Below are 23314 nucleotides of genomic sequence, written 5' to 3' on the forward strand. Positions count from 1 at the left end.
CGTCTTCACGGTCACTGTGACGTGCCGGCGGGCCCGGCGGTTGCGACCGGTCCACCCGGCCCGGCACCCGCCACCGCCCGGAGCCGTGAAGCGGACCGCCAAGCGCGTTCCCGCACTTTTCGGGGAATTCGATCGGAACAACGCGGGTGTACTCTCCTGTCCCATCCCTTCCGACTTCAGGGAATGCCATGACTGTCGACGTGCGCTCAGCCCTGTCCGAACTCGGTCTCGCATTGCCTCCGGTGAGCCCGCCGAAAGGCGCTTATCTGCCGGCGGTCCGGAGCGGCACCCTCGTGTTCGTCTCGGGACAGGTGCCGATGGTGGACGGCGAGGTCACCACCATCGGCAAAGTCGGCGCCGATATTTCACCCGAACGAGCAAAAGAACTCTGCCGGCAGTGCGCATTGGCGGCGTTGGCGGCGGTCGACTCGGTGGTCGGCCTGGACCGGCTCGTCCGGGTGGTGAAGGTCGTCGGGTTCGTCGCGTCGGCCCCGGGGTTCACCGGGCAGGCCACCGTCGTGAACGGGGCCAGTGAGCTGTTCGGGGAATTGCTCGGCGACGCAGGCCGGCACGCCCGCAGCGCCGTCGGTGTGGCCGAGCTGCCGCTGGGAGCCCCGGTCGAGGTCGAGGTCGTGGTCGAGATCGCGGGGTGAGGCCGGACGCGGCGGGCGCGGACGGCTGATGTCCTCCCCACCCGCCGGGACGGCCGTCGGTCACGGCAGCAGGACGGCGGACCCGGTCACGGCGATACCGCTCCCCGCCCCCGCCGGGACGGACACGTCGATCCGGCTCGGCCGCCCCATGTCGTGGCCCTGGTGCACGACGATCTCGCCCGGCGTCGGCATCAGCCCCAGCTCGCGCAGGTAGCCGCCGAACGCCGCAGCCGCCGCCCCGGTGGCCGGGTCCTCCACCACACCGCCCGGCGGGAACGGGTTGCGCGAGTGGAACACGGTCGGCGACTCCCGCCAGACCAGGTCGACCGTGGCCCAGTCGCGGCGGGCCATCAACTCGGCCAAGGCGGGCATGTCGTAGTCCAGCCGGGCCAGCCGCTCCCGGTCGGCCGCCGCGATGACCGGGTGCCACGCGCCCGCGTACGCCGCGCGGGGCGGCAGGGCGGGGTCGAGGTCGTCCACGGACCACCGCAGAGCCCGCAACAAGGTCGCGAGGTCGTCGTCCCCGATCGGCTCGACGCGTGGCGGCACGCTCACCAACGTGGCCACGACGGCGCCGTCGGCGGCGCTCGTGGTCGACACGGACACCGGGCCGGCCTTGGTCCGCAGGTCCAACGGTCCGACGCCGTGCCGTTGCGCGTACGCGACCGCTGTGGCGATGGTCGCGTGACCGCAGAACGGCACCTCGACCAATGGGCTGAAATAGCGGATGTCCAGCACCCGGTCGCCCGCGGGGACGACGAACGCGGTCTCCGAGTAACCGATTTCCGCGGCCGCGGCCAGCATCTCCGACTCCGCGAGACCGGTCGCGTCGAGCACCACACCGGCCGGATTCCCGCCGCCAGGGGCGGCACTGAAAGCGGAATATCTCAGGATTTCCATTCCGGCATGCTAGCCAGAGCACCGAAAGGAGGTCAAAGAGACCACCTGTCCACCACGGCCGGATCAGCCCCAGACGAGTATTTCGCCGGTGTCGGTGAGCCCCAGCGAAAACCCGAGCGCGATCCGCCGGCCGCCCCGACTGGGCCGCACCGCGTGGAAGTTGCGCGGGTCGAACAACAGCGCCTCTCCCGGCGAGGGCGCCAGTTCGAACGATTCGGCGGACCCGACGACCGCCTCGCCGAAGCCGTAGGAGCCGGGCAGCCTGAACTGCTCGTCGGCCGGGCTCCAGCGGTGCCGCCACACCACCGTCTCACCGCCGGACTCGGGCACGCTCAAGTACAGGTTGAAGGCGAACTGGGCGATCAGGTGGGCGTCGAGCAGGGTGCCGGAGAACTCGCGCGACGCGTCGTCGTAGTGGACCTGGAAACCGCCATTGGGTTCACGGGCGACACCCGCGCCCATCTCCTTGCCGTCACGCGTGCCGACCGCGACCGCTCCGGGCCAGTGCTCGCCCAGGCGCGCACGGCACAGTTCGAAGGGGTCGAACGACAGGTCGAGGGCCGCCCACGCCTTGCGCGACGATTCCACCGCGTCCCAGTAGCCGTCGGCGACGCGCCCGTCCTCGCGGTGGTCGCTCACGCCCACCCCGAACCGCATGACCTGCGGGTAGACGCGTTCCTCGCCGTACGAGTCGAACTCGGCCCCGACCAACGCGTCGAGCACCTCGTCGCACAGGGCGGCCGGCACGAAGTCCGGCACCCGGATGGCGGCGCACCGGCCGGCGGCGAGATCCGCGATCTGCGCACGGCGGAGAACAGGTGTGGTCACGGCGAAGAAGTGGGGGTCGTGCAGGTCGACTGGGCTCACCGTCATCACCCGTTCCCACGAGTCGGAATGGCGCGCCTCGAGCATATCGCCACGTGCTCGCGGTAATCGCCCGCCTTTTGGTCGTATCGTTTGCCGAACCCGGCCGACCGAACGGCGAACAGACCGTCAGCGGAAGACGGAACGGGCTTCCACCTCGAGCGCCCGCTGATCTTCCTCCAGCGTCTCGAGCGCAATTTTGCGGGCTAGGTCGAGCTGATCTCGCCTGACCATTCCGGACGACCCGGCCGAATAACCCGAAGGCGGCCGATTGTCATCCCCGTCGTCCTTGGCGAAGATCATGAGGCACCTCTCGCAGCGTTTGCATCGGCAAGCGTTCATCGTCGGACCACTGGTCTGCGGCGGAACCCGGTTCCGCCGGCAGGCTCCCCGGACCTGCCGCAAACTACACCAGTTCTAATCGTGGATGGCGAACGCGGCGTTACATTCACTCTAGTGAGGCATCATCCGATCGGGCGGACGGACGCAACTCCCGACGGAGACGGGCAAGCAGTCGGCGCGTGCGGTTCGTGACGGGGTGCTGCGACCCGTAAGCCTTTGCCTGATCGTCCACCAGGATCGCGAGGTCCTTTTCTTCGACCGTGCCGAGACTGACGCGCACAAGGCACAGGGAATAACGCAGCGCCAACGCCTCGCGCGCGTGCCGGTCGTCCGCGACGACGCGCAGCGCGTCGGCGAGCTCCGCTTCCGCCCGGCCCAGCTCGCCTTGGGCGAGCAGGCTGTTCGCCAACGTCCGGCGGACCGACAGGGTCTCCGGGTGCCGCCCCGACCACAGGCGCAGCCGGACCTCCAGGATGTCGCGGAGCATCCGCTCGGCCTCCGGAGCGCGCTTGAGCGCGAGGACCGTCCGCGCGAGGCTGTGCTTGACGACCATCATGTCCGAGTGCTCGGGACCCCGGACCGTCTGCTCCGCGTCCACGATCCGGCGCAGCAAGGGCTCCGCCTCGGCCCAGCGCCCCTGTTCGGCGATCGCCTTGGCGTGCTTGTGCATGCTCGCCAGCGTGTCGGGGTCGTCGTCGCCGAGCACGCGCTGCCGCGCCGCGACCACCTTGGCCAGCTCCTCCTCGGCGGCCAGCGGTTGGTCGCGCTCCAGGGCGATCCGGCCGCGCTCGTGCCGCAGCCCGAGGATCTCCGGGTCGTCCTGGTCGAACCTGAACCGCCCGCAGTTCGCGATCAGCGACTCGACCAGGTCCGAGCCGGGGTTGAGGATGCCGGTGGCGATCAGGTAGCGGGTGCTCGACTTGGCGAGCCGCAGGGCCGCGGCGACGAGCCGGCGGTCGGTCGGCGGCGGACCACCGAGCAGGTACGCCTTCGTCAGCTCCACGGAGTGGGTGATGACCTTGTTCCACACCGTCCACGACTCGGGCTGGTCCGGGTCGTGGACGGCCGTGGCGGCCAGCAGCATCTCGATGTCGAGGCCGTAGTAGTCGTCGCGGCGCTCCAGGACGTCCTGGTCCTGTCGCATGACGCTGTGCACCAGCGGGTGCAGGGTGAGCATCCGTCCGAGGTCGGGGTCGGCCACCCCGGCGACGCGCTGCAGTTCCACGAGGCCGAGGTCGGCCAACGCGTCCAGCGCGGGCAGGTAGTCCTGGTCCGAGGTGGCCTCGAAATCGGTCAGCAGCGGCGTTTCGGTCAGCGAGAGGCTGGTGAACAGCATGTGGTACGGGATCGGCGCGATCTGGAAGCACGCGAGCAGCTTGAGCAGCGAGGCGGCCCAGGGCTGGCGGCGCGCGGCCAGCAGGTCGAGCGACAGGATGAACACCTCGGCGACGATCCCCAGGCCCAGCGACTCGCTGTCGGACCCGCCGGTGTCCTTGAGGCGCAGCTCGAACGCGGCGCGGTAGCTGCGGAAGCCGGTGATCGAGGGAGGGCCGGAACCGGCGTGGTCGCGGATCACCGCGTTGAGGTACTGGGCGGCGGCGTGCAGCGCCAGCGGCAGGCCTCCCAGCGCCACGGCGAGGTCCCGGGCCTCCTGGGAGGTGCCGCCGTCGGGCACCCGTTCGGTCAGCATGGAGGCGCCGTCGTCGGGGTCCAGCGGCGGCACCGCGTGCACGGTCGCCCAGTCGCCCCAAGTGGCCCGACTGCGGTCACGGCTGGTGACCAGGACCCGGCCGTGCGGTGAGGCGGGTTTGCGCAACCACCCCGTGCCGTCGGACACCTGCTTGGTCGTGGGGTCGAGCAGTTGGGGGTCGTCGGCGTTGTCGAAGACGAGCAGCCACGGCTCGCCGGTCGCGTCGAGCAGGCGCCACAGCAGGTCGGCCGCGCTGCGCGGGCCCGCGTACCAGGCGGTCTCCGCCTCGTCGCGCGGCGCGCCGAGCTGGTTCGCCACCTCGCGCATGGAGAGGTTGATCCGGGGCACCTCGATCCACCAGACCCGGTGTCCGGCCTTCTTGGCGCGCGCGGCGACCTCGAGCGCGATCCGGCTCTTCCCGGAACCGCCGATGCCGCCCAGCACGTGCACCTTCGACTGCCGGTCGTAGACGATGGACGCGACGAGCTTGCTGCGCCCGTACAGCTTGGGCAGGCCGTCGAGCCGCGGCGTGACCGAGACGGCCGGTCGGCCCGCGTCCGGCTTCTCGACCACGGTCTCGGAGGTCGCGACGGACGGCGCGCCGCCCTGGTTCAGCACGTCGAGCACGTGCCCTCTCAGCACGCGGTAGGACGAGGACGCCGAGTCCTCCGGCTGGATGATCGAGAAGTGGTCGCCGTCCACCATGCCGCTGTTGTGGAAGAGCCAGGCGCTGGACCTCGGCGGGACGATCCGGTCCTGCAGCCCCCCGTAGGCCGCGATCGGTATCCGACAGGTCGACTCGCTGACGCCCGTGGCGTTGACGACGGCGCGGAACAACGTCCGCTGGGTCTCCACGATCGCGGTGTCGAACGGCCGCAGTTGCGCCTCTTGCGGGTTGTTGGGGTACCACCACTTGCGGATGCCGAGGAAGAACTCGGAACCGTCGTTGGGACAGGCGAACATGACGACCTGCTTGATCCTGGCCAGCGACTCGCCCTCGCCGCGCCACAGCGTCCTGGCCAGGAACCGCTGGGTGATCAGCCCGCCCTGGCTGTGGGTGACCAGCAGGATCGACGACGACTCCCCCAGCTCGTGCCGCAGGTAGGTGCCGAGGCGGTCGGCGATGTCGTCCGCGGTCGCGATGCGCCGGTCCGGCCGGAAGCTGAATCTCGGCGAGGGGTACTCGAATAGGTGGGTGCGCACCCGACCGGAGAAGTCCGGGTCGGTCGCGACCAGGTGCGCGAACCGGTCCCAGGTGCGGCCGGCGGAGAACAGCCCGTGCACGAATACCGCGTCGACCGGTTCGGACCGTGCCATGGGCCCTCCGAATGACTGAACTCCGCGCAAATACCCAGACCATAGCCCTCGCGAACAGGGGCGGTACCGCAGTATTGCGGCGTTTTTCGAATGGTGACCGGACATTCGGGCCATCACCGGAATTCACCTCCGACCGGAATATCGTCCACTTCTCGGCGCTTGCCGGGCATGGCGCGGTCGCGCTTCGGAACTGCCCTTCGACGTCACAGCGCGGTAACGGTTGGGTGAGGTGGGCGCGGTGGTTTCGGCGGGGCGGTTTGCTGTGCGCCATGAACACGAAGGTCGCGTCCGCGCTGCTGGTGCTGGGGTTGAGCGCCTCCCTGGTCGGGTGCTCCAGCAACGAGGACAAGTTCGTCGAGGAGTTGAAGGCCGCCGGGTTCACCGCGGTCGGCGAGCCGCGCAGCGAGTCGGAGAAGAAGTCCAAGAAGATCGGCAAGCGGACGGTCAAGTCCTCGCAGAAGACCATCGAGGTCACGGTGCGGGTCAAGGGCTGCGACCTGGAGTTCGCGAAGGTGTCCGGGCAGTCCGGCTACTGGCTGGACGAGCTGCACGTGAACGGTCAGGAGCCGGACTGGCCCGGCTACCCCGAGAACCTGAAGCAGCAGGACGTCGTGGCCGCGTTCGCGGGCTCCCAGCCGAAGCCGGACGGCTTCAAGGACTGCTACCAGCCCTAGCCCGCGACGGGCGAGCGGCCCCGTCCCCGGTCACGGGGGCGGGGCTTTTCGCCGTCCCCCGAAGGCGTGTCCGGCGAACACAGGAGTTGTCCACCGCACTAGTGCGGGCAACTTGTCGCGCGCTCGTGGTGGTGTAGCGGTCGAACGCGCGGAATCCGCCCGGAAAGGGAGTGGGAGCACTGCCCGGAACACCGACCGGCTTCGACCCCGAGCCCCACTGGCTGGGCCTGGAGGGGGCGGAGCGGCACGCCGCCTGCCTGCTCGCCGCGCGCGCCGGCGACCGCCGGGCGCTGGACGCGGTGATCGCGGACCTGACGCCGCTGGTGTGGCACGTCGCCCGGGGGCACGGGCTGGACCGCGCCACCGCGGAGGACGTGGTGCAGACGGTCTGGCTCGCCCTGCTGCGCGACCTCGACCGCGTCGCCGACCCGCGCGCGTTGGCCGGGTGGCTGGTCGTCACGGCGCGCCGCGAGGCGAAGCGGACCTGGACACCGGCCCGCCGCGAGGCGTCGGTGAGCGACGACACCGCGGAGCTGGTCGGCGAGTACGGGCTGCCCGAGGACGCCGTGCTGCTCGACGGCCGGGACCGCCGGCTGTGGCGGGCCTTCGGCCGGCTCTCCCAGCGCTGCCAGGAACTCCTGCGGCTCGGCGCCCTGGCCGGCCGGGCGGGCGCCGAGGCGCCGGCCGCGCCGCGCGGGAGCCTCGGCCCGAGCCGGGGGCGGTGCCTGGACGTGCTGCGCGCGCACCTCGACGCCGAGACGGGGTGGCCGGGCCTGCCCTCGCCCGCGCGGCCGCAGCACCCGCCCCGCGACCCGCGGGTGCGGCTGCGCTCCGACCGGCCGGTGGTCGCCGGTGCGCCGACGGAGGTGGAGTTCGGCTACACGGTGGTCCGGGACGCCCTGACGACCTCCGGGCACGACACCGCGCCCGTGTCGGCGCCGGTCCGCGTGCTGCTGCACGTCGAGGGCGCCACCGTCGAGCCGTTGACGAGGGTGTTCCGCCTGCCGGCCGACGTCGACGCGGAATCGGTGCGGTTCCGCGTGGTGCCGGGGGCGCGGGGCACGCTCGAACTCGTGTTCCGGGTGTACCTCGGCGACGGACACCTGCTCCAGGAGGTCCGCGCCGACCTGCCGGTCGGTGAGGCCTGATGCGGGAGCTGACGAGCACCGTCACGGTCGACCACAGCGACCGGCTCCGGTCCATCCCGGACACCCGCCGCGACCGCACGATCCACCTCCGGTTCCTGCGCCTGGCCGACGGCTACCTCGCGCAGGCCTGGGGCAGCGCGTTCCCGCACGACGGCGGCGGCCACCAGGGGCGCGTGCTCCTGGGCGCGTCGACGTTGGAGGCGGGCATCGACGACCTGCGCGCGCGGTGGCGCGCGGCGCTGACCGACGAGGGCGCGGGTCCGACCGGCCGGCCGTTCGTCGACGAGTGGGACCTGGCCGGTCGGGACGTCGACGAGGCGGTGCGGTCCCTCGCCCGCGCCGGCCACGACCTGTTCGCCCTGCTGTTCCGCCACGGCGACGCGGGGCTCGACGAGCTCCGCGACCGCCTCGTCGCCGCGATGCGCGCCGGCGAGCACGTCGTCACCGTCGAGTCCGACGACCTGCGCGTGCCCTGGGGGCTGCTCTACGTCCCGCTCGACGACCACGCCCCGGTGTGGGACGACGGGCACCGCTGGGACCCGCGCGGCTTCTGGGGCTACCGCCACCTGATCGAGCACACCTCCTCCCGCGCCACCGGAGCCGACCCGACGGTCCCCCCGGGCGGGGCCGGGCTCGGGGCCGCCCCGAGCGGCCCCGACCACCTCGGCCGCCGGGAGGTCGGCGACCCCCTGCCGCACCGGGCCGCCGGCTGCCCGGTCGAGGCGCAGGTCGACCCGCCGCGCGCGTTCGCCCGCGAGTACGCCGCGAGGCTGGCGGAGGCCCTCTCGGCGCCCGGCGCCACGCTCGGCGACGTCGTCCGGGACCTCGCCCGCGCGTTCCTGGACGAGCACCGCAACCCGCTCGGGTTGATCTTCTCGCTGCGCCGCGGGATCGACGCGCACGTGTCGTCGGCGACGACGGACCGGTGATCGGACTACCCGCCGTGGTTCGTTACCTGAATGGGTGACAGTTGAGGGTGTTTACGCACGGCAGGAGCCGTATGCCTACCCGATGTGCGAAATTCCCTCTCGATGGTTACGCCGTTGTGCCACTATTACCCTGTTCGAGCGGTACGAGGGGTCCGCTGAACTTGACTCAGAGCAATCGTCTGAGTCGTTGTAAGGCCAAGACAGATCCTCAGGGGAGGGAGATCGTTTTGTCGACGCCCACCGAGACCAAGATCGACTTCGTGGACGAGAACACCGAGACCGTCGAGACCGTCCAAGGGGACGGGACCGCGGCCCCGGTCGCCCCGGAGACCACGCCGGAGCAGCCAGGACACGAGCACCACCACCACAGGCTGGAGAACGGCGAGTTGTCGCCGCTGTGCTCGGGTGGAGGGTGCGTGGACTCGCCGCCGGCGAAGTGAGCTGTCAACCGTGATCGAGCCCGTCGACCGGATCTCCTGGTCGGCGGGCTTTATCACGCTGCGTTGTGTGATGTCATGGAAGTGTGCCTGAACCCGCTTCCGCCGATGAAGCCGCGGTCATCCGCGAAGCACGCGAACTGCACCGCCGCGGAGTCGACGCCTCGTGCGTCGGCCGGCACCAGGAAGCGGCCCGGTTGCTGCGGCGCGGGCAGGACCTCGCGAACACCATCGACCCCGTCGACCCGGTGGTCCGCTCCGAGTGGCTCGCCACCCGGATCCGGTTGGCCTCGACGGTCGCGGCCGAGATGGCGGAGACCTCGGGCCCGACCGCCGGGTTGGCCGGGCTCGCCGAGGCGCGGCGGCTGATCGAGGACGTGCCCGATCCCGTGGTGAAGGCCGAACTGCGCGGGCGGGTCGAGCACAACCGCGGCCTGCTGCTGCTGAACGCGGGGTTCATCGAGGACGCCATCACCGCCTTCGACACCGCGCTGGAGCACAAGGAACGCCGCCTCGCCGCGGGCGGGACGGTGTCGGTGCTCGTCGACCTGGTCGTGAAGACGCTGCGGAGCAGGGGCACGGCGCACACGCGGCTGGGCTCCGTGCGCCAGGCGCGGCTCGACCTCACCAGGGCCGTCGCGCTGGCCACCGAGCACGGGCTGCCGGACCGCGCGGCCGACGCGAACCACGCGCTCGGCCTGCTGGACCTGCGGGTCGGCGACGTGCCGGCGGCGCTGCGGCGCTACCAGCTCATCGAGCGGTCCTACCGGCAGCACGAGCTGGACGTGCCGGTGCTGCTCGGCCTGAACCGCGCCCAGGCGCTGATGTCCGCGGGCCTGGCCGACGAGGCGGGCGACCAGCTCGACACCCTGCTGCCGGAGATGCGCGCCGAGCAGAGCGTCACCCGCGACCTGGCCGACGTGGAGCTGTACCGGGCGGTGGCCGCGTACATGACCGACGACCTCGACCTGGCGCGCGCGATGGCCTCGTCGGCACGGCGGCGGATGCGTCGCTGGGGCTGCGAGACCTGCGTCGCGAACGCGACGCTCATCGGGCTGCGCGTGGACACCCGGCTCGCGCTGCGGTCCGGACGGGTGTCCCGGTCGTTGCCCGGTCGCGCCCTGGCCTTCGCCGACTCGCTGCCCGTGCCGCGGCTGGCCGAGCAGGCCGCCCTCGCCCGGATGCTGGCGGTGCGGCTGGAGATCCGGCGCGGCGACGTCGAGGCGGCGCGGAGCATCCTGGACCGGGTACCGCGGCCCGGGAAGCTCGCCCCGATCGACTACCGGATGCTGCGCCGGCTGTGCCGGGCGGAGCTCGCCCTCGCCCTCGGCCGCCGGGCCGCCGCGCTCGCCGAGATCCGGGCCGGCCTGACGGACCTCGACCACGTGCGCGACCGGATGGGCGGCCTCGACCTGCTGTCCGGGACCGCGCTGCACGGCCGGGAGCTGGCGGAGCTGGCCGTCCAGCTGGTGCTCGACGGCGGCCACGCGCGGCGGTTGTTCTCCTGGCTGGAGCGGACGCGGGCGCAGACCTACCGCTACGAGCCGCTCACCCACCTCGACAACCCCGAGCTGGCCGAGCGGATCGCCGAGGTCCGCAGCCTCACCCAGTCCATCCACCAGGCCGAGCACTACGGCCACTCGACCACCGCGCTGCGCGGCCGCCGGGCCGAACGCCTCCGCGAGGCCAACCGGCTCGGCTGGCACACGGGCCGGTGGGGCAGGCCGCGGCCGGTCGCCGGGCTGACCGACGTGCTGGCGCGCCTCGGCGACCGGGCCCTGGTGAGCTTCGCGTCGTCCGAGGACGACCTGGTCGCGGTGGTCGTGGTCGGCTCCGACGTGCGGCTGGCCCGGCTCGGGTCGGCCGAGCGGGCGGCCGAGAGCGCCCGGATGCTGAACGCGGACCTCAACGCGCTGGCGCCCGACCACCTGCCGGAGCCGCTGGTGCGGGTGATGTCGGCGTCGGCGCGCAAGCAGGCCGACCGGCTCGACGCGCAGCTGATCCGCCCGCTGGCCGAGCTGATCGGCGAGCGCGAGCTGGTGATCGTGCCGACCGGCGCGCTGTACGCGGTGCCGTGGGGCGTGCTGCCGACGCTGCACGGGCGGCCGGCCGTCGTCGCGCCGTCGGCCACCGCGTGGCTGGCCGCGGACCGGGCCGAGAGCAGGCCCGCCGGCCGGGCGGTGCTGGTGCGCGGCCCCGGGCTGCCCGCCGCCGTCGGCGAGATCGACAAGCTCGGCGCGCACTACACCACCGCGGCGCTCATGTCGGGCCGGCGGGCGTCGGTCGCCACGGTGCTGGAGGCGCTGGACGGCGCGGGGATCGCGCACCTGGCCGCGCACGGCGTCCACGAGCCGGAGAACGCCCTGTTCTCCCGGTTGGAGCTGAGCGACGGCCCGCTCTACGCGCACGAGATGGCCGGTCTCGCCCACCCGCCCCGGCAGGTCGTGCTGGCCGCGTGCGAGCTCGCCCTCAACCGGATCCGGCGCGGCGACGAGCCCCTCGGCTTCGCCAGCGCCCTGCTCGCCAGCGGCTCGCAGCTGGTGGTGGCCCCGCTGAGCCGGGTCGGCGACCAGGCGTGCGCCGCCGCGATGGACGACTACCACCGCAGCCTGGCCGCCGGCGCGCGGCCGGCCGTGGCGCTGGCGGACGCGATCGCGGTCGACCCGCTGCGGCGGCCGTTCGTGTGCCTCGGCAGCGGCTGAGCCCTTCGCCGGGCTCGTCCGTCGCCGCCGAGGTGCACCGGCTCACCGACCTGCGCGGTCTGGCCGGCACCCCGGGACTCGCCGACGCGCCAGTCGGTCGCTCGTCGACCCCGGCGGGCTCGCCCTCGCGCTGGGCGCGGCCCTCCGGCCCGACCTCGCTCCTCCGGGGTGAGGCGTCGCTCCCTTGAGGACGGATGAGGACGCCGGCCCGCCCACCTCGACGGCACTGGCGGCGCTTTGGCGGTGTCGGTCGCGCGTCGAACGGGTAATGGTGGGAGACGGTGTCGCAGCCGGGATCGGGGTGAGGGAGCGGCCGTGCACGGTGATGGAGAGCAGCCGCCGGTGACGGTCGAGGACGCGGGTGACGACGGTGTGGTGATCGCCGCCGTGCACGGCGACCTCGACGTCGACAGCTTCCGCGACGTGCGGGAAGCGTTGTTCACCTGCCTGAACGGTCGCGCGTCCGCGCTGGTGGTCGACCTGGGCGACGTGGGGTTCTTCGGGTCGATGGGCATCGCGGTGCTGGTCGAGGCGCGGCAGCGCGCGGACGTGGTGGGCGCCGGGTTCGCCGTCGTGGCGGGCAGGCGCACGGTGGCGCGGCCGATCCGGATGACCGACACCGAGGACCTGCTGCGGCTGCACCGCACCCAGGACGAGGCGCTGGCCGCGGTGCGCTCCCGGTCCGGGCGGGGCGCGGACGCCGAGTTCTCGTGGTGGTCGTCGTGAGGCGGTCCCGGACGGAGAGGTCCGGTCGGGGCGGGCCGTGACGGAGAAGTCCGCCGGCCCCGGCTCGACTACTCTCGGAGGGGTCGGAGGGAGCGGTCGTGACGGATGAGGAGCTCGTGGTCGAGTTCGCCCTGACCCGGCTGGACAACCCCGGCCTCGACCTGGAGGAGATCGCCGCGCTCGTGGTGCGGCGCGGCGGGCACGACCGCGTGGTGGAGTTCGCCTCGCGGAACCTGGCCACGCGCGGCGAGCTGCGGGGCGCGGCGTTCCCGTCCGCGGTCGAGCACGTGCTGCGGGTCGTGCTGACCCTGCGCGGCCCCGCCGACTGACGCCCGCCGGACGCGGCGGTCCGCCCCGGGGCCGCCTCGCCGTGGCGGGCGGGTGTCAGACGCTGCGCAGCACCGAGACGACGGCCCCGAGGATCTCGGCCCGGTCGCCGTCGATGACGTCGTAGGCCGGGTTGCGCGGCTCCAGGAGGACGTGCCCGCCGCGCCGGCGGTAGACCTTGACGGTCGCCTCGCCGTCGATCATCGCGGCGACGATCTGCCCGGAGTGCGCCTCGTGCTGCTGCCGCACCACCACGATGTCGCCGTCGCAGATCGCCGCGTCGACCATCGAGTCGCCGCGCACCCGCAGGCCGAACACGGTGCCGCGCCCGGTCAGCTCGCGCGGCAGGGTCAGGACGTCGTCCACGTGCTCCTCGGCCGCGATGGGCGTGCCCGCGGCGATGTGGCCGACCACGGGCACGGGCACGGAGTCGGCGCTCTCCCGCGTCGGCGGCCGGTGCAGGAACAGGCGCACGTCCATCGGCCGGGACACGGCGGCGCCGCGCCGCAGGAAGCCCTTCTCCTCCAGCGCCGCCAGGTGCTTGGACACCGAGGACGACGACCGCAGGCCCACCGCGTCGCCGATCTCCCGCGTGCTCGGCGAGTACCCGTGCCGGACCACCCAGTCGCGGATCACCGCGAGGATCCGCTGCTGGCGCGGCGGGAGGGTGGAGGTGTCCAGGTGCTCGAAGGCGTCGAGATCGTCGTAGGCGGTCACCTGCGCGATCATAGAGGCGGGCTGGCACCGGCCGCGTCCGAGCACTAAGTTACCGACTGGTAGCGAACCGGACCCCGGAGGAACCCATGCCGACGCTCGACCGCCAGGACGACGTGTTCACCCTCGACCTCGGGGACGATGAGAACCGGTTCCACCCCGACTGGATCGCCTCGGTCGACGCGGCCCTCGGCGAGGTGGAGCGGGCGGAGGGCGCCCGCGCCCTGGTCACCACCGCCACCGGCAAGTTCTTCTCCAACGGCCTGGACCTCGAGTGGCTGGTGGCCAACGGCGAGCGCCACCGCGAGTACGTCGTGTCCGTGCACGGCCTGTTCGCGCGGGTGCTGTCGCTGCCCGTGATCACGGTGGCCGCGATCCAGGGGCACGCGTTCGCCGCCGGCGCGATGTTGTCCCTGGCGCACGACTTCCGCGTGATGCGCGCCGACCGCGGGTACTGGTGCCTGCCCGAGGCCGAGATCGGCATCCCGTTCACGCCGGGCATGTCCGCGTTGATCCAGTCCCGGCTGACCCCCCGGACCGCCCACGAGGCCATGACGACCGCCCGCCGCTACGGCGGCGTCGCCGCGCTCGACGCCGGCATCGTCGACCACGCGGTGGACGAGGACGCGGTCCGGTCGACCGCGGCGGGGATCGCCTCGGCGCAAGCGGCCAAGGCCGGTCCGACCCTCGGCGCCATCAAGGCGCGCATGTACGCGTCCACTGTGGACCGCCTGCGCGACGAGGACGACCCGCTCGGCTGAGCGGACCGGGGAGTGGCCTCCGACCCGGGGGTCGACATCGGAGGCCACTCCGGGCAGCACCCGACCGCGGCGGCGACGCGGTCGTGCTGCGGCGGGGTGACACCGCGGCGCGGCGGGTGGACCGGCGCGTCACCGTGACTCGTGGGCCTCCAGGGCGAGCTGCCTCAGCTCGGCCGTGCACATCATGAACCGGTCGGTCGGCAGGTGCTTGAAGTAGTAGCCCACGTCCGCCCCCAGAGCGAACACGTGGACCGGCACCCCCGCCCGCCTGCCCGCCTCCACGGACTGGCGCAGCCCGGACATGACCGCCGGGTGCCGCGTCTGGTACGAGGAGGCGACCCGGTGGTTGCCCCGGTCCGCGGCGAGGTAGAACTGCGTCAGGTCCTTGGTGCCCATGAAGATCTCGCTCGCGCCGGCTTCGCAGAACTCCGTCACCGAGTGGACGGCGGCGGGGGTTTCCACGAAGACCGACAGCGGCACGTCGTCGGGCAGCTCGAGCCGCTCCCGCAGGCGCAGGAACTCGTCCTGGTCGTTGATGAACGGCACCGCGAAGTTCAGCCGGTCGAAGTCCGGACCGAGGTGCTCCCGCACGTGGGCGCGCAAAGCCCGGAACGCGTGCGGGTAGTTCGGCTCGTGCAGCAGCCAGCGCGCGCCGTGCAGGCCGAGTTCCGGATTCGACTCGTGGTCGACGTCGACGTCGTTGGTGATCTGCGCGGCGTCGTCCGACCGGAGGTCCAGCAGCCTCATCACGAGGCGTTGCCCGGGGACGAGCTGGTCGACGATGGCGCACAGCTCCGCGCCGATGGCCGCGCCGTAGCGCTCGGCCTCGGGAATTCCCGCGCGCAGCGCGTCGAGGGGGCTGAGCCCCGACGAGAGGCAGACGAACTCCTCGCGGATGAAGAACGAGGTCACCTGGTCGACGCGGGGTTGGATCGCGTTCGTCGACTGGATGTCGGTCGCGTCGGCGATCACGACGCAGACCGAGCGGAGGTCGTCGGGGGTGACGGTGGGGTATTCGACGGAGTTCACCGAGACTTCGGATTCGCCGAGGGTGACCGATTCGCGGTCGGTCCGCACGGTCACCTCCCCGACCAGCCCGACGAGTTCGGCGTGGGGAATCCGCAGCACCGGGATTCCCCGCGACCGGCACAGGGATTCCATGTGACCGGTGCGGCCACCGCCGGAGCAGACCACGGCGGCCGACCTGACGATGGTGTCGTAGAGCTCGGGGCCGAGCGCTTCGACCACCAGCACGGAACCGGGCAGCGGTCTTCCGGTGTGGTTGGCGATGCCGCGAACACTCGTCGACGGCGAACCGACGAGCAAAACCCCGGGGATCTCGCGCGGGCTCACGGCATCCTCCTACCGATTCCGACCGGTGTGCGGACCTGGCGTGGGAGTCGGCCTGACCGCCGACCCGCGGGGCCGACGTCGTCGTGCACGACATCGGCCCCGGGTTTGTGTGGAACACGACGAGGCATGGCACGAGCCTCGCAGTCGGCCGGCCGGCGCCGCATCTTCTCGAGTGCGAGGTCGTGGTCCATTCGTGCGACACCGCCTTCGGCCGACGGGCAACGGCGAAGTAGTCGGGTGGTCGGGAACCGTGCGGAAATGGTCGATAGATGAGCGGAGTTCGGTTCAGGCGACCGGCTCCACCGCCTCTTCGAGGCCCAGCAGGAAACGGAGTTCGCGCGGGGTCACGGAGAGGTCGGTCAGCTTCGTGGTGGCGGCCGAGCTCACCGCGAACCGCAAGGCGCGATCACTCGGCGGTGACGCGCCGCCGCGCGCGGCGAGTTCGCGCAGCCGCTGGATGTTCCCCTCGAGCCGGGCCGCGAGCGACTGGCGTTCGTCGTGGTGGCGCGCGGCCATCCGGCGGACGTCGAGCATGACCGAGTGCTCGACGAGTTCGCGCGATTCGGGATCGGCGGCGTCGGCCACCGTTCCGGCGATCTCGCCGCCCGACACGTCGTAACACGATTCGAGGCGGTGCAGCGTGGTGGCCGCGACTTCCACGGAGTGGTTCTTGATGGCGGCCAGGTTGAACGTGAACGCGCCGGTCCGGCCGTTGCGGACGATCTCGTCGCCCTCCCGGGGGCTGCCCACGACGGACACGGGACCGGACGGCGTGCCGTCGGGCCCGAGGAGCCGGCCGTAGGGGTCGACCTCGACGCCGCGCCCGGTGCGCCGGTGCGGCACGGCGATCTCCTTGCGCAGCAGGTTCGACCACAGCGTCGAATCGGCGCGCTCGTAGTTCGTCTCGCGCCCGAAGTTCGACACCACGAGATCCGCTTCGATCGTCCGCGTCGAATCCCGGTCCGCGACGGACAGCACCAACGTGCCCGTTCCGGTGGCCCGGATGTGCTGCACGCGACCGGTGGTGAGCGCGATCTGCTTGTCCTCGCCCATCGCCGCGTCGACGATGTCCGTGGTGTACGACATGGCACTCACCCGCAGCACGGCCAAAAGCGTCCCGTAACCGTCCAGCAGTGCCCGAAGCTCGTCCGTGGGAATCCGCTCCAGAATCGCGGGCAGGTACGGCTCCCACGATTTCGCGACCCGTTCCGTCACCACCACCGGAGATATCTCGGGATGCTCGCGGGTGAGGACGGCACAGGCCCGGTCCCATTCTTCGCGGAATCGGCGGACGAATTCCTCGCGGCCTTCGTAGTGGTCGCCGAGCAATTGCGGAGCGGGTAGTTCGAGCACTTGGTGCCGGTGGTCCGGCGGATAGGTGCGGGGCGTCAGCCCGGAACCGGAGATCATGTAGATCCGGCCTTCGTGGCCCCGGCGCAACAACAGCGTCGCCGAGTCGTACGCGCTGAGCAGCGTGCCGACGATGGCGACGACGCCGTCCTTCCGCACGCCGAGCAGCCGCTCGATGCCGCTCTTGGAGTACGGGCTGCGCACGAACGACGGGTGCTCCAGCACCTCGGCCGCGAACGCCGGGTACTTCGTCTCCAGCCCGGTGGCGAGCACGACGTGGTCGGCCTCGATCACCGCGTGCCCGTCCTCGCCGCCGCCGAGCGGCTCGACCAGGTGCTCCACCACGACGTGCGCGTGGTCGTCGAAGACCTCCACGTCGACCACCTCCCCGTCGACCTCGACCAGCCGCACGCCCGTCGCCGCCTCGCGGACGGCCTCGGCGAGGCGGTTCTCCAGGTAGTCCTGGTAGATCCGGCGCGGCGCGGGGCCGGACTCGGTGAACTCGAAGTCGCGCCAGTCCGCCGGCCAGTCCGACCGGTCGGCCTCGTGGTTGGCCCAGCGGATGAAGTCGTCGACGTCCTCGCGGAATGCCGACATGCGGCCCGCCTGGATGTTGAACACGTGGTGCCAGTGGTTGCTCTCGCGCTGGTACGCCACCCCGGAGCTCCGGTATTCCGGACGACGTTCCACCAACACCACCTCTAAAGGCTCGCGGGCGAAGCGGAGAAAGCGGATGGTGGTCGCGGTGCCGGCCAGACCCGCGCCGACGACGACTACCCTGCGAAACCGGCCGAAGCTTTTCACCATGCCACCTCTGTCCCCTCTGGCGCTACCCGCCGAAGCCCGGGACGGAGTGGCCGAAGCCGCACCGCCCCGCACCGCGCATTGGGTGATCGGGCAGTAGAATACCTGCCATCCTGCGAGGTGGACATGCCGCGAGACCCAATCGTTCCTCGGATTTCACGTCGGCGCCGGCCGACCGTTCGACACGACCGCACCGGCGATCACCGCAGGTCACCGCGCCACGACCGGAACGGGTCGGCACGGCGGATTTCCGCACATTCCCGAAGCTTTTTCCGGCCGCGTGCTTGACTTTTCTTCGAACGACTCCCCGGAAAACGCCGGAGGCCGTCGACGGCGCGTCGACGGCCTCTCGCGGCGGATGGGGAGGGGCCCGGCGTCAGGTTCCGCCCGACCGCGGCGCGGCGGCCGGGAGGAGCGCTTCGGCCAGGCCCCGTCCCCGCTTGGCGGGGCCGTCCGGACCGAACGACTGACCCGACGCGTGCAGGCCTTCGAAGACCAGCACCAGGTGGTCGGACAGCGCGTCCGGGTCCTCGACCCCGAGCTTGCCCGTCAGCTCCCGGAACCGCGCCCTGGTCCACGACTTCGCCGCGAGGGCGTTGCGGTGCGCGGGCAGCCCGGGTTCCGGGAACTCGGCCATCGACATGAGGAACTTGCAGCCGCGGAACGTCGCGGAGGACACCTCGGCGAACATGAGGTCGAACACCGCCAGGATCTGGTCGCGCGGGTCGGGGCCCGCCTCCTCGACCGCGGCGGTGAACCGGTCGCGGAGCTCCAGGTCGGCGAGCTCGACGTAGGCGCCGACGAGGTCGTCCTTCGACGCGAACAAGCGGTAGAGGGTGGTGGGCGCGACGCCGGCCTCGGCGGCGACGAGGTCGACGCCCGTGGCGCGGATCCCCCTCTGGTAGAACAGGTCCCCGGCCACTCGCAGTACGTGGGACCGGGTCTCAGCAGCGGATCGGTGCACGGTTCCCCTTGCCGTCTGCCACGCTAGGGATGGTTCCCTCCAGGCTACTCGGGTCCCGGTGGCACCACCATCGGCCGCGAGGGCCGACCGCCCGCGGCGTCCGGCGCGGCGGACCGGGCTCACGCCGCGTCGCCGCCCGCGAGCCACGTCGCGCACCGGGACGCCTCGACCGCGAACGGCAGGCGCACCACCGCGACCGGCGGACCGGCGAGGTCGGCCGCGTCCAGCACCAGCACCTCGTCACCCGCGACGACCACCACCCAGCCCTGGCCCTCGTCCTCGCCGCTCGGCACGAACACCGGCTGGCCGGGCGTGACGCCGAGCTCGCGGCGCCACGTGCAGCCCAGCGCCACGTCGTGGCGGACGACCGCGGCGCCCGCCGTGCCGAACACGAAGCGGTGACGGCGGCCCGCGAGGCGCTCGTCGACGACGCCGACGTCCATCGCCGGCAGCTCGACCCGGCGCACGCCGCCGGTGGCGAGGTCCAGCGTGTGGCGGCGCAGCACGCCCGGCGCCCACACGGCGTCCACGACCACGCGGCCGAGGTCCTCGTAGGCGTTGACCAGGGACAGCACCTCGCCCTCGGCCACCTCGAACCAGAGCGGGCGGCCGTAGGCGAGCAGGCCGATGCGCGTGGGGCCGGTGGCCGGGCCGGAGTACGGGTCGCGCAGGCCGACGAGGTCGGCGGCGCGGCTGTAGTACGGCGCCGAGTCGAAGACGACCACGAACCGGTCCGTCACGCCGACCGCGCGCATCCGGGGCGCGCCGTCCAGCGGGAAGGGCTCCGCGCGCAGCACCTCGCCGTCGAGGCCGAGCGTGACGTGCTCGGCGTAGCCGAGGTCCGGGTGCGACATGGCCGTGTGCCACACCTGGCCGTCGAAGACGGGGCGGGCCATCGTGGCGCCCGAGGGCCAGTCGGCCGGCGCGAGGGCCGCCGGCCTGGGCCCGCGGTACCACCGCGCGCCGTCCGGCCCCAGCCGGACACCCGACACGCCGTACTTGCCGGACCAGACGAGCGCACCGTCCAGCTCGGCGGGCAGCGCACCCCGCACCACCAGCGCTTCCGCGACTTCCCGTACCGACGCGACCACGCCCACCACCCCGTCCACGCGTTCCATAACACTGTCTTACTACTATTTATAGCGGCGTTATGGAACCTCGTCAAGACGATCCGGCCCTCGGCGACGGGTATACCCGGATGGCGTATTGCGCCCCCGTTCGGCGGCTCGCCGGACAGCCCCCGCCGGGCCGTCACGGGTGGTCCTCCGGCTCCGGCGCGACCGCGGCGGCCTCGATCCCGAGCGGCGCGGCGCGACCGGCCGCGAGCGGGCGGCGCCGGGTGAGGTCGTGGTCGAGCTGCCGGGCCAGGCGCGGGATGGTGGTGGAGGTCAGGTAGCCGTCCGCGCCGGCGTCGAGCATGCGGCGGACCGGGCCGTGGAAGCTGACCGCGAGGCGGTCGTCCTCGACCTCGGCGACGATGACGCGGGCCTGCGGGAACATCGACCGGAGCAGCCCGATCAGCTGCGGGCTGCCCGGCGGCACCAGCAGCACGTCCGCCGTCTTCGGCGCCGCGTGCAGGTCGAGCACGATGTAGTCCCCGCCCAGCGCCGCCGACAGCGCCGCCCTGGCCGACCGGGACAGCTTCATCGCGGTGGCGACCACGGTCACGTCGCGCACCGACGGCTCGCGATCGCGGTCCACGTGCCGCGCGCCCGTGCCGGTGACCGTCGCGATCGGCGCGCCCTCGCGCGTGACGACCAGGCTCTCGCCGGGCCGGAGGGCGTCGAGGAGCGCGACCACGTCCTCGGGCAGGCGGGTCACGTCGAGGTGTCGTGCACCGGGCTCGGCGCGGTCGTCGGTCATGCACTACGGGACGGGTGTGACCCCTGCGGCGTTGTCCGGCGGGCGCCGCGGACCCGCCGCGCCCCGCGCGGCCGAACCGGGCCCGGACGCGGCAACGGCACCTCGCTGTGGGACGAGGTGCCGTTGTGGAGGTGCCGCGGGGCTACAGCGGCACGTTGCCGTGCTTGCGCGCGGGCGTCGGGCGCCGCTTGTCGCGCAGCATCGCCAGTCCCCGGGCGACCGCGGACCGGGTGTGGGACGGGTCGATCACGTCGTCCACGAGGCCCCGCTCGGCCGCGTAGTACGGGTGCACGAGCTGTTCCGAGTACTCCGCGAGCAGCTCGGCCCGCAGCGCGTCCGGGTCGGCCGACGCGGCGAGCTCCTTGCGGAAGATGACGTTCACCGCGCCCTCCGCGCCCATCACCGCGATCTCGTTGGTGGGCCAGGCCAGCGCCAGGTCCGTCCCGATGGACCGGGAGTCCATCACGATGTACGCGCCGCCGTAGGCCTTGCGCACGATGACCTGGATGCGCGGCACGGACGCCTCGCAGTAGGCGTAGAGCAGCTTCGCCCCGTGCCGGATCACGCCCGCGTGCTCCTGCGCCGTGCCCGGGAGGAAGCCCGGCACGTCCACGAGGGACACGAGCGGGATGCCGAACGCGTCGCAGAACCGCACGAACCGCGCCGCCTTCTGGGACGCCTCGATGTCCAGCACGCCCGCGAACACCAGGGGCTGGTTGCCGACCAGCCCCACGACCGCGCCGTCGATCCGGCCGAACGCGACCACCACGTTGCGCGCCCACCCCTCGTGCACCTCGAGGAACTCGCCGTCGTCGACCAACTCCTCGATCAGGGTGCGCATGTCGTAGGGCTTGTTCGGCTCGACGGGCACGATCGAGGCGAACTCCGGCCGCACGTCGTCCACCGCGCCGACGGGCTCGAAGGCGGGCGGGGACTCCAGGTTGTTCGACGGCAGCATCGACACCAGGTAGCGGACGTCCTCCAGGCACGACTCCTCGTCGTCGTGCACGAACGACGCCACGCCCGACAGCTCGCCGTGCACCGACGCGCCGCCCAGCTCGTCGTGCGTGACCTTCTCCCCCGACACGGCCTGCACCACGTCGGGACCGGTCAGGTACATCTGCGCCGTGCCGCGCACCATGAACGTGAAGTCGGCCAGCGCGGGCGAGTACGCGGCGCCGCCCGCGGACGGCCCCAGCACCACCGCGATCTGCGGGATGACGCCGGACGCCTCGACCTGGCGGCGGAAGATGCCGCCGTAGCCGTCCAGCGCCATCACGCCTTCCTGGATGCGCGCGCCGCCGCTGTCGTTCAGCGCGATGATGGGCGAGCCGGTGTCGATGGCCATGTCCATCACCTTGTGGATCTTCGCCGCGTGCGCCTGGCCGAGCGAGCCGCCGAAGATGGTGAAGTCCTGCGCGTAGACGAACACGCGCCGGCCGTCGATGGTGCCCGAGCCCGCCACCACGCCGTCGGTGTGGGGGCGGTGCTCGGACACCTTCAGGCCGTGCGCCTGGTGCCGCCGGTAGAGCTCGATCTCGGTGAACGAGCCCTTGTCCAGCAGCATGTCCAGGCGCTCGCGCGCCGTGTGCTTGCCGAGCGAGCGCTGCCGGCGCACCGCCTCGGCGTTGGACACCGCGCGGTCGCGCAGGTCGTCGTTGCGCTCCCGCAGCAGGTCCATCGTGCGGACGGGCAGCTCGGGCCGGAAGTCCGAGTGCTCGCTGACGTGGTCGATCCCTGAAGTGGTCATCGGCGTCCTGCCTGGCGATCGGTCACCGCACCGGTGTCGGCGAGCCACCGCACGGCGTCGGTGACCGTGTCGGCGAACGGGCGGGGTTTGAGGTCGAACGTGCTCGCGGCCGGGTCGACCCGGACCGCCGCGCCGACCGTGGCGATGGCCCCGTACTCGGCGGGGATGTGCCACGGCCAGAACGGCTGCACCAGGTCGACGAGCCGCCCGACGGGCGTCATCATCGCCGCGGGCAGGAAGACCGCGGGCAACGCGCGCCCGGTGGCCTCCCGGACACCGGCCAGGTACTCCTTCATGTCCAGGTAGTGCCCGGGGCCGAAGTGCCGGCCGACGGGGCCCGGGGCCGCGTCCGGGGACAGCAGCGCCGCGTGCAGCGCCGCCGTGTCCCGCACGTCGCCGATCTGCAACCCGCCCGCGGGCCACATCGGCATGATCCCGCGCACCGTGTTGCGCAACCGGTCGATCTGGTCGCCGAGCTTGGGGTCGTGGGGCCCGAGGAGGGCCGGCGGGTAGCTGATGACCACCGGCGCCCCCTCGTCCTGGTGCCGTCTCGCGATGGCCTCCGACGCGGCCTTGGTCGCCGCGTACGGCTCCCGGGTCGTGCCGACGGGCGACTGCTCGCGGATCACCCGCACACCGGGCGTGAACAGCGCCGCGATGCTCGACACGTGGACGACGCGGCCCGCGCCGGCACGGCGGGCGGCGGAGAGCACCACCTCCGTGCCGTGCGCGTTGGTCCGCAGCATCTCCGCCCGCCTGCGCCGGTCGAACGAGTACACCGACGCCGCGTGGACCACCGCGTCCGCGCCCCGCACCGCCGCGGCGACCGATTGCTCGTCGGTCACGTCCCCGACGACGACGTCCACCGCGTCGGGCGGCACCTCCAACGGTCGCGTGGCGGCTTCCACCGCGCCCGCGTCCCGGACCAGCAGGCGGACCCGGTGGCCGGCGCGCACGAGCTCCGCCACCGTGTGCGAGCCGACGAAACCGGTACCTCCGGTGACGGTCACCAGCATGTGCACTCCTTCCCGAAGCGTGCGGACCCG

The 23314-nt window shown here is 72.6% G+C and carries 20 protein-coding genes and 1 pseudogene; 9 read left to right on the top strand and 12 right to left on the bottom strand.

Annotation, left to right across the window (positions count from 1 at the left end):
* The first annotated feature begins 188 nt into the window (after window positions 1–188).
* Entirely contained in the window at window positions 189–653 is a 465-nt protein-coding gene (locus IOD16_RS24220; RefSeq protein ID WP_201436283.1) for a RidA family protein, read from the top strand.
* Between the two features lie 60 nt (window positions 654–713).
* On the opposite strand, the gene IOD16_RS24225 is transcribed toward IOD16_RS24220, so the two are convergent.
* The 4 genes from IOD16_RS24225 to IOD16_RS24240 form a co-directional block, all read right to left on the bottom strand.
* Window positions 714–1553, bottom strand: a complete 840-nt coding sequence (locus IOD16_RS24225; RefSeq protein ID WP_201436284.1) for a PhzF family phenazine biosynthesis protein — start codon at window positions 1551–1553, stop codon at window positions 714–716.
* 63 nt (window positions 1554–1616) lie between these two features.
* Window positions 1617–2420: a 2OG-Fe(II) oxygenase gene (locus IOD16_RS24230; RefSeq protein WP_236594334.1), complete on the bottom strand. Its 804-nt coding sequence runs from the start codon at window positions 2418–2420 to the stop codon at window positions 1617–1619.
* A 126-nt stretch (window positions 2421–2546) separates the two neighbouring features.
* The gene (locus IOD16_RS24235) at window positions 2547–2720 is read right to left on the bottom strand and encodes a hypothetical protein (RefSeq protein WP_170185301.1); all 174 of its coding nucleotides are present in this window, start codon (window positions 2718–2720) and stop codon (window positions 2547–2549) included.
* 145 nt (window positions 2721–2865) lie between these two features.
* The gene (locus tag IOD16_RS24240; RefSeq protein ID WP_201436286.1) at window positions 2866–5766 is read right to left on the bottom strand and encodes an alpha/beta hydrolase; all 2901 of its coding nucleotides are present in this window, start codon (window positions 5764–5766) and stop codon (window positions 2866–2868) included.
* A gap of 269 nt (window positions 5767–6035) precedes the next feature.
* On the opposite strand from IOD16_RS24240, the gene IOD16_RS24245 reads away from it, so the two are divergent.
* The 7 genes and pseudogenes from IOD16_RS24245 (at window position 6036) to IOD16_RS24275 (ending at window position 12711) form a co-directional block, all read left to right on the top strand.
* Window positions 6036–6440 carry a hypothetical protein gene (locus IOD16_RS24245; protein ID WP_201436287.1) on the top strand — a complete coding sequence of 135 codons (405 nt, stop codon included), beginning with the start codon at window positions 6036–6038 and terminating at the stop codon, window positions 6438–6440.
* A gap of 179 nt (window positions 6441–6619) precedes the next feature.
* Window positions 6620–7204 (top strand): annotated as a pseudogene (locus IOD16_RS40620) (RNA polymerase sigma factor); the annotation flags it as partial.
* Window positions 7205–7587: 383 nt separating this feature from the next.
* A complete protein-coding gene (locus tag IOD16_RS24255) occupies window positions 7588–8517 on the top strand; it encodes a hypothetical protein (RefSeq protein ID WP_201436288.1) in 930 nt (309 codons plus the stop codon).
* Between the two features lie 227 nt (window positions 8518–8744).
* Window positions 8745–8957 carry a hypothetical protein gene (locus tag IOD16_RS24260; RefSeq protein WP_201436289.1) on the top strand — a complete coding sequence of 71 codons (213 nt, stop codon included), beginning with the start codon at window positions 8745–8747 and terminating at the stop codon, window positions 8955–8957.
* A gap of 83 nt (window positions 8958–9040) precedes the next feature.
* A complete protein-coding gene (locus IOD16_RS24265) occupies window positions 9041–11656 on the top strand; it encodes a CHAT domain-containing protein (protein ID WP_236594335.1) in 2616 nt (871 codons plus the stop codon).
* Window positions 11657–11971: 315 nt separating this feature from the next.
* Window positions 11972–12382 (top strand): STAS domain-containing protein, encoded by a 411-nt coding sequence (locus tag IOD16_RS24270; RefSeq protein WP_201436290.1) that lies wholly within the window; start codon window positions 11972–11974, stop codon window positions 12380–12382.
* 98 nt (window positions 12383–12480) lie between these two features.
* Complete coding sequence (locus IOD16_RS24275; RefSeq protein ID WP_123746765.1) at window positions 12481–12711, top strand: hypothetical protein; 231 nt, start codon at window positions 12481–12483, stop codon at window positions 12709–12711.
* Window positions 12712–12766: 55 nt separating this feature from the next.
* Here IOD16_RS24275 and lexA read toward each other — a convergent pair whose 3' ends face one another.
* Window positions 12767–13426 carry a transcriptional repressor LexA gene (gene lexA, locus IOD16_RS24280; protein ID WP_201436291.1) on the bottom strand — a complete coding sequence of 220 codons (660 nt, stop codon included), beginning with the start codon at window positions 13424–13426 and terminating at the stop codon, window positions 12767–12769.
* A gap of 86 nt (window positions 13427–13512) precedes the next feature.
* Between lexA and IOD16_RS24285 the strand changes: the two genes are divergently transcribed.
* Window positions 13513–14184, top strand: coding sequence for an enoyl-CoA hydratase-related protein (locus IOD16_RS24285; RefSeq protein WP_201436292.1), 672 nt, complete (start codon window positions 13513–13515; stop codon window positions 14182–14184).
* A gap of 129 nt (window positions 14185–14313) precedes the next feature.
* Here the strand turns inward: IOD16_RS24285 and IOD16_RS24290 are convergent, their stop codons facing one another.
* From IOD16_RS24290 to IOD16_RS24320, 7 genes are all read right to left on the bottom strand, one after another.
* Window positions 14314–15537 (bottom strand): putative PEP-binding protein, encoded by a 1224-nt coding sequence (locus tag IOD16_RS24290; RefSeq protein WP_236594336.1) that lies wholly within the window; start codon window positions 15535–15537, stop codon window positions 14314–14316.
* Between the two features lie 285 nt (window positions 15538–15822).
* Entirely contained in the window at window positions 15823–17694 is a 1872-nt protein-coding gene (locus tag IOD16_RS24295; protein ID WP_201436293.1) for an FAD/NAD(P)-binding protein, read from the bottom strand.
* A 373-nt stretch (window positions 17695–18067) separates the two neighbouring features.
* Entirely contained in the window at window positions 18068–18613 is a 546-nt protein-coding gene (locus IOD16_RS24300; protein WP_236594337.1) for a TetR/AcrR family transcriptional regulator, read from the bottom strand.
* Window positions 18614–18774: 161 nt separating this feature from the next.
* A complete protein-coding gene (locus IOD16_RS24305) occupies window positions 18775–19773 on the bottom strand; it encodes a carotenoid oxygenase family protein (protein WP_201436295.1) in 999 nt (332 codons plus the stop codon).
* Window positions 19774–19906: 133 nt separating this feature from the next.
* Window positions 19907–20518 (bottom strand): hypothetical protein, encoded by a 612-nt coding sequence (locus tag IOD16_RS24310; RefSeq protein WP_201436296.1) that lies wholly within the window; start codon window positions 20516–20518, stop codon window positions 19907–19909.
* Between the two features lie 142 nt (window positions 20519–20660).
* Window positions 20661–22199: an acyl-CoA carboxylase subunit beta gene (locus IOD16_RS24315; protein WP_201441544.1), complete on the bottom strand. Its 1539-nt coding sequence runs from the start codon at window positions 22197–22199 to the stop codon at window positions 20661–20663.
* 65 nt (window positions 22200–22264) lie between these two features.
* A complete protein-coding gene (locus IOD16_RS24320) occupies window positions 22265–23284 on the bottom strand; it encodes an SDR family NAD(P)-dependent oxidoreductase (RefSeq protein ID WP_201436297.1) in 1020 nt (339 codons plus the stop codon).
* Window positions 23285–23314 lie beyond the last annotated feature (30 nt).

This window comes from Saccharothrix sp. 6-C (assembly GCF_016695385.1).
In the GTDB taxonomy this organism is placed as follows: domain Bacteria; phylum Actinomycetota; class Actinomycetes; order Mycobacteriales; family Pseudonocardiaceae; genus Actinosynnema; species Actinosynnema texasense.

What these genes read in the sequence shown, in the direction of transcription:
- IOD16_RS24220 (WP_201436283.1), top strand. Translation starts at nt 189, where the DNA reads ATGACTGTCGACGTGCGCTCAGCCCTGTCCGAACTCGGTCTCGCATTG.
- IOD16_RS24225 (WP_201436284.1), bottom strand. Translation starts at nt 1,553, where the DNA reads ATGGAAATCCTGAGATATTCCGCTTTCAGTGCCGCCCCTGGCGGCGGG.
- IOD16_RS24235 (WP_170185301.1), bottom strand. Translation starts at nt 2,720, where the DNA reads ATGATCTTCGCCAAGGACGACGGGGATGACAATCGGCCGCCTTCGGGT.
- IOD16_RS24240 (WP_201436286.1), bottom strand. Translation starts at nt 5,766, where the DNA reads ATGGCACGGTCCGAACCGGTCGACGCGGTATTCGTGCACGGGCTGTTC.
- IOD16_RS24245 (WP_201436287.1), top strand. Translation starts at nt 6,036, where the DNA reads ATGAACACGAAGGTCGCGTCCGCGCTGCTGGTGCTGGGGTTGAGCGCC.
- IOD16_RS24255 (WP_201436288.1), top strand. Translation starts at nt 7,588, where the DNA reads ATGCGGGAGCTGACGAGCACCGTCACGGTCGACCACAGCGACCGGCTC.
- IOD16_RS24285 (WP_201436292.1), top strand. Translation starts at nt 13,513, where the DNA reads ATGCCGACGCTCGACCGCCAGGACGACGTGTTCACCCTCGACCTCGGG.
- IOD16_RS24295 (WP_201436293.1), bottom strand. Translation starts at nt 17,694, where the DNA reads ATGGTGAAAAGCTTCGGCCGGTTTCGCAGGGTAGTCGTCGTCGGCGCG.
- IOD16_RS24305 (WP_201436295.1), bottom strand. Translation starts at nt 19,773, where the DNA reads ATGGAACGCGTGGACGGGGTGGTGGGCGTGGTCGCGTCGGTACGGGAA.
- IOD16_RS24310 (WP_201436296.1), bottom strand. Translation starts at nt 20,518, where the DNA reads ATGACCGACGACCGCGCCGAGCCCGGTGCACGACACCTCGACGTGACC.
- IOD16_RS24315 (WP_201441544.1), bottom strand. Translation starts at nt 22,199, where the DNA reads ATGGACCTGCTGCGGGAGCGCAACGACGACCTGCGCGACCGCGCGGTG.
- IOD16_RS24320 (WP_201436297.1), bottom strand. Translation starts at nt 23,284, where the DNA reads ATGCTGGTGACCGTCACCGGAGGTACCGGTTTCGTCGGCTCGCACACG.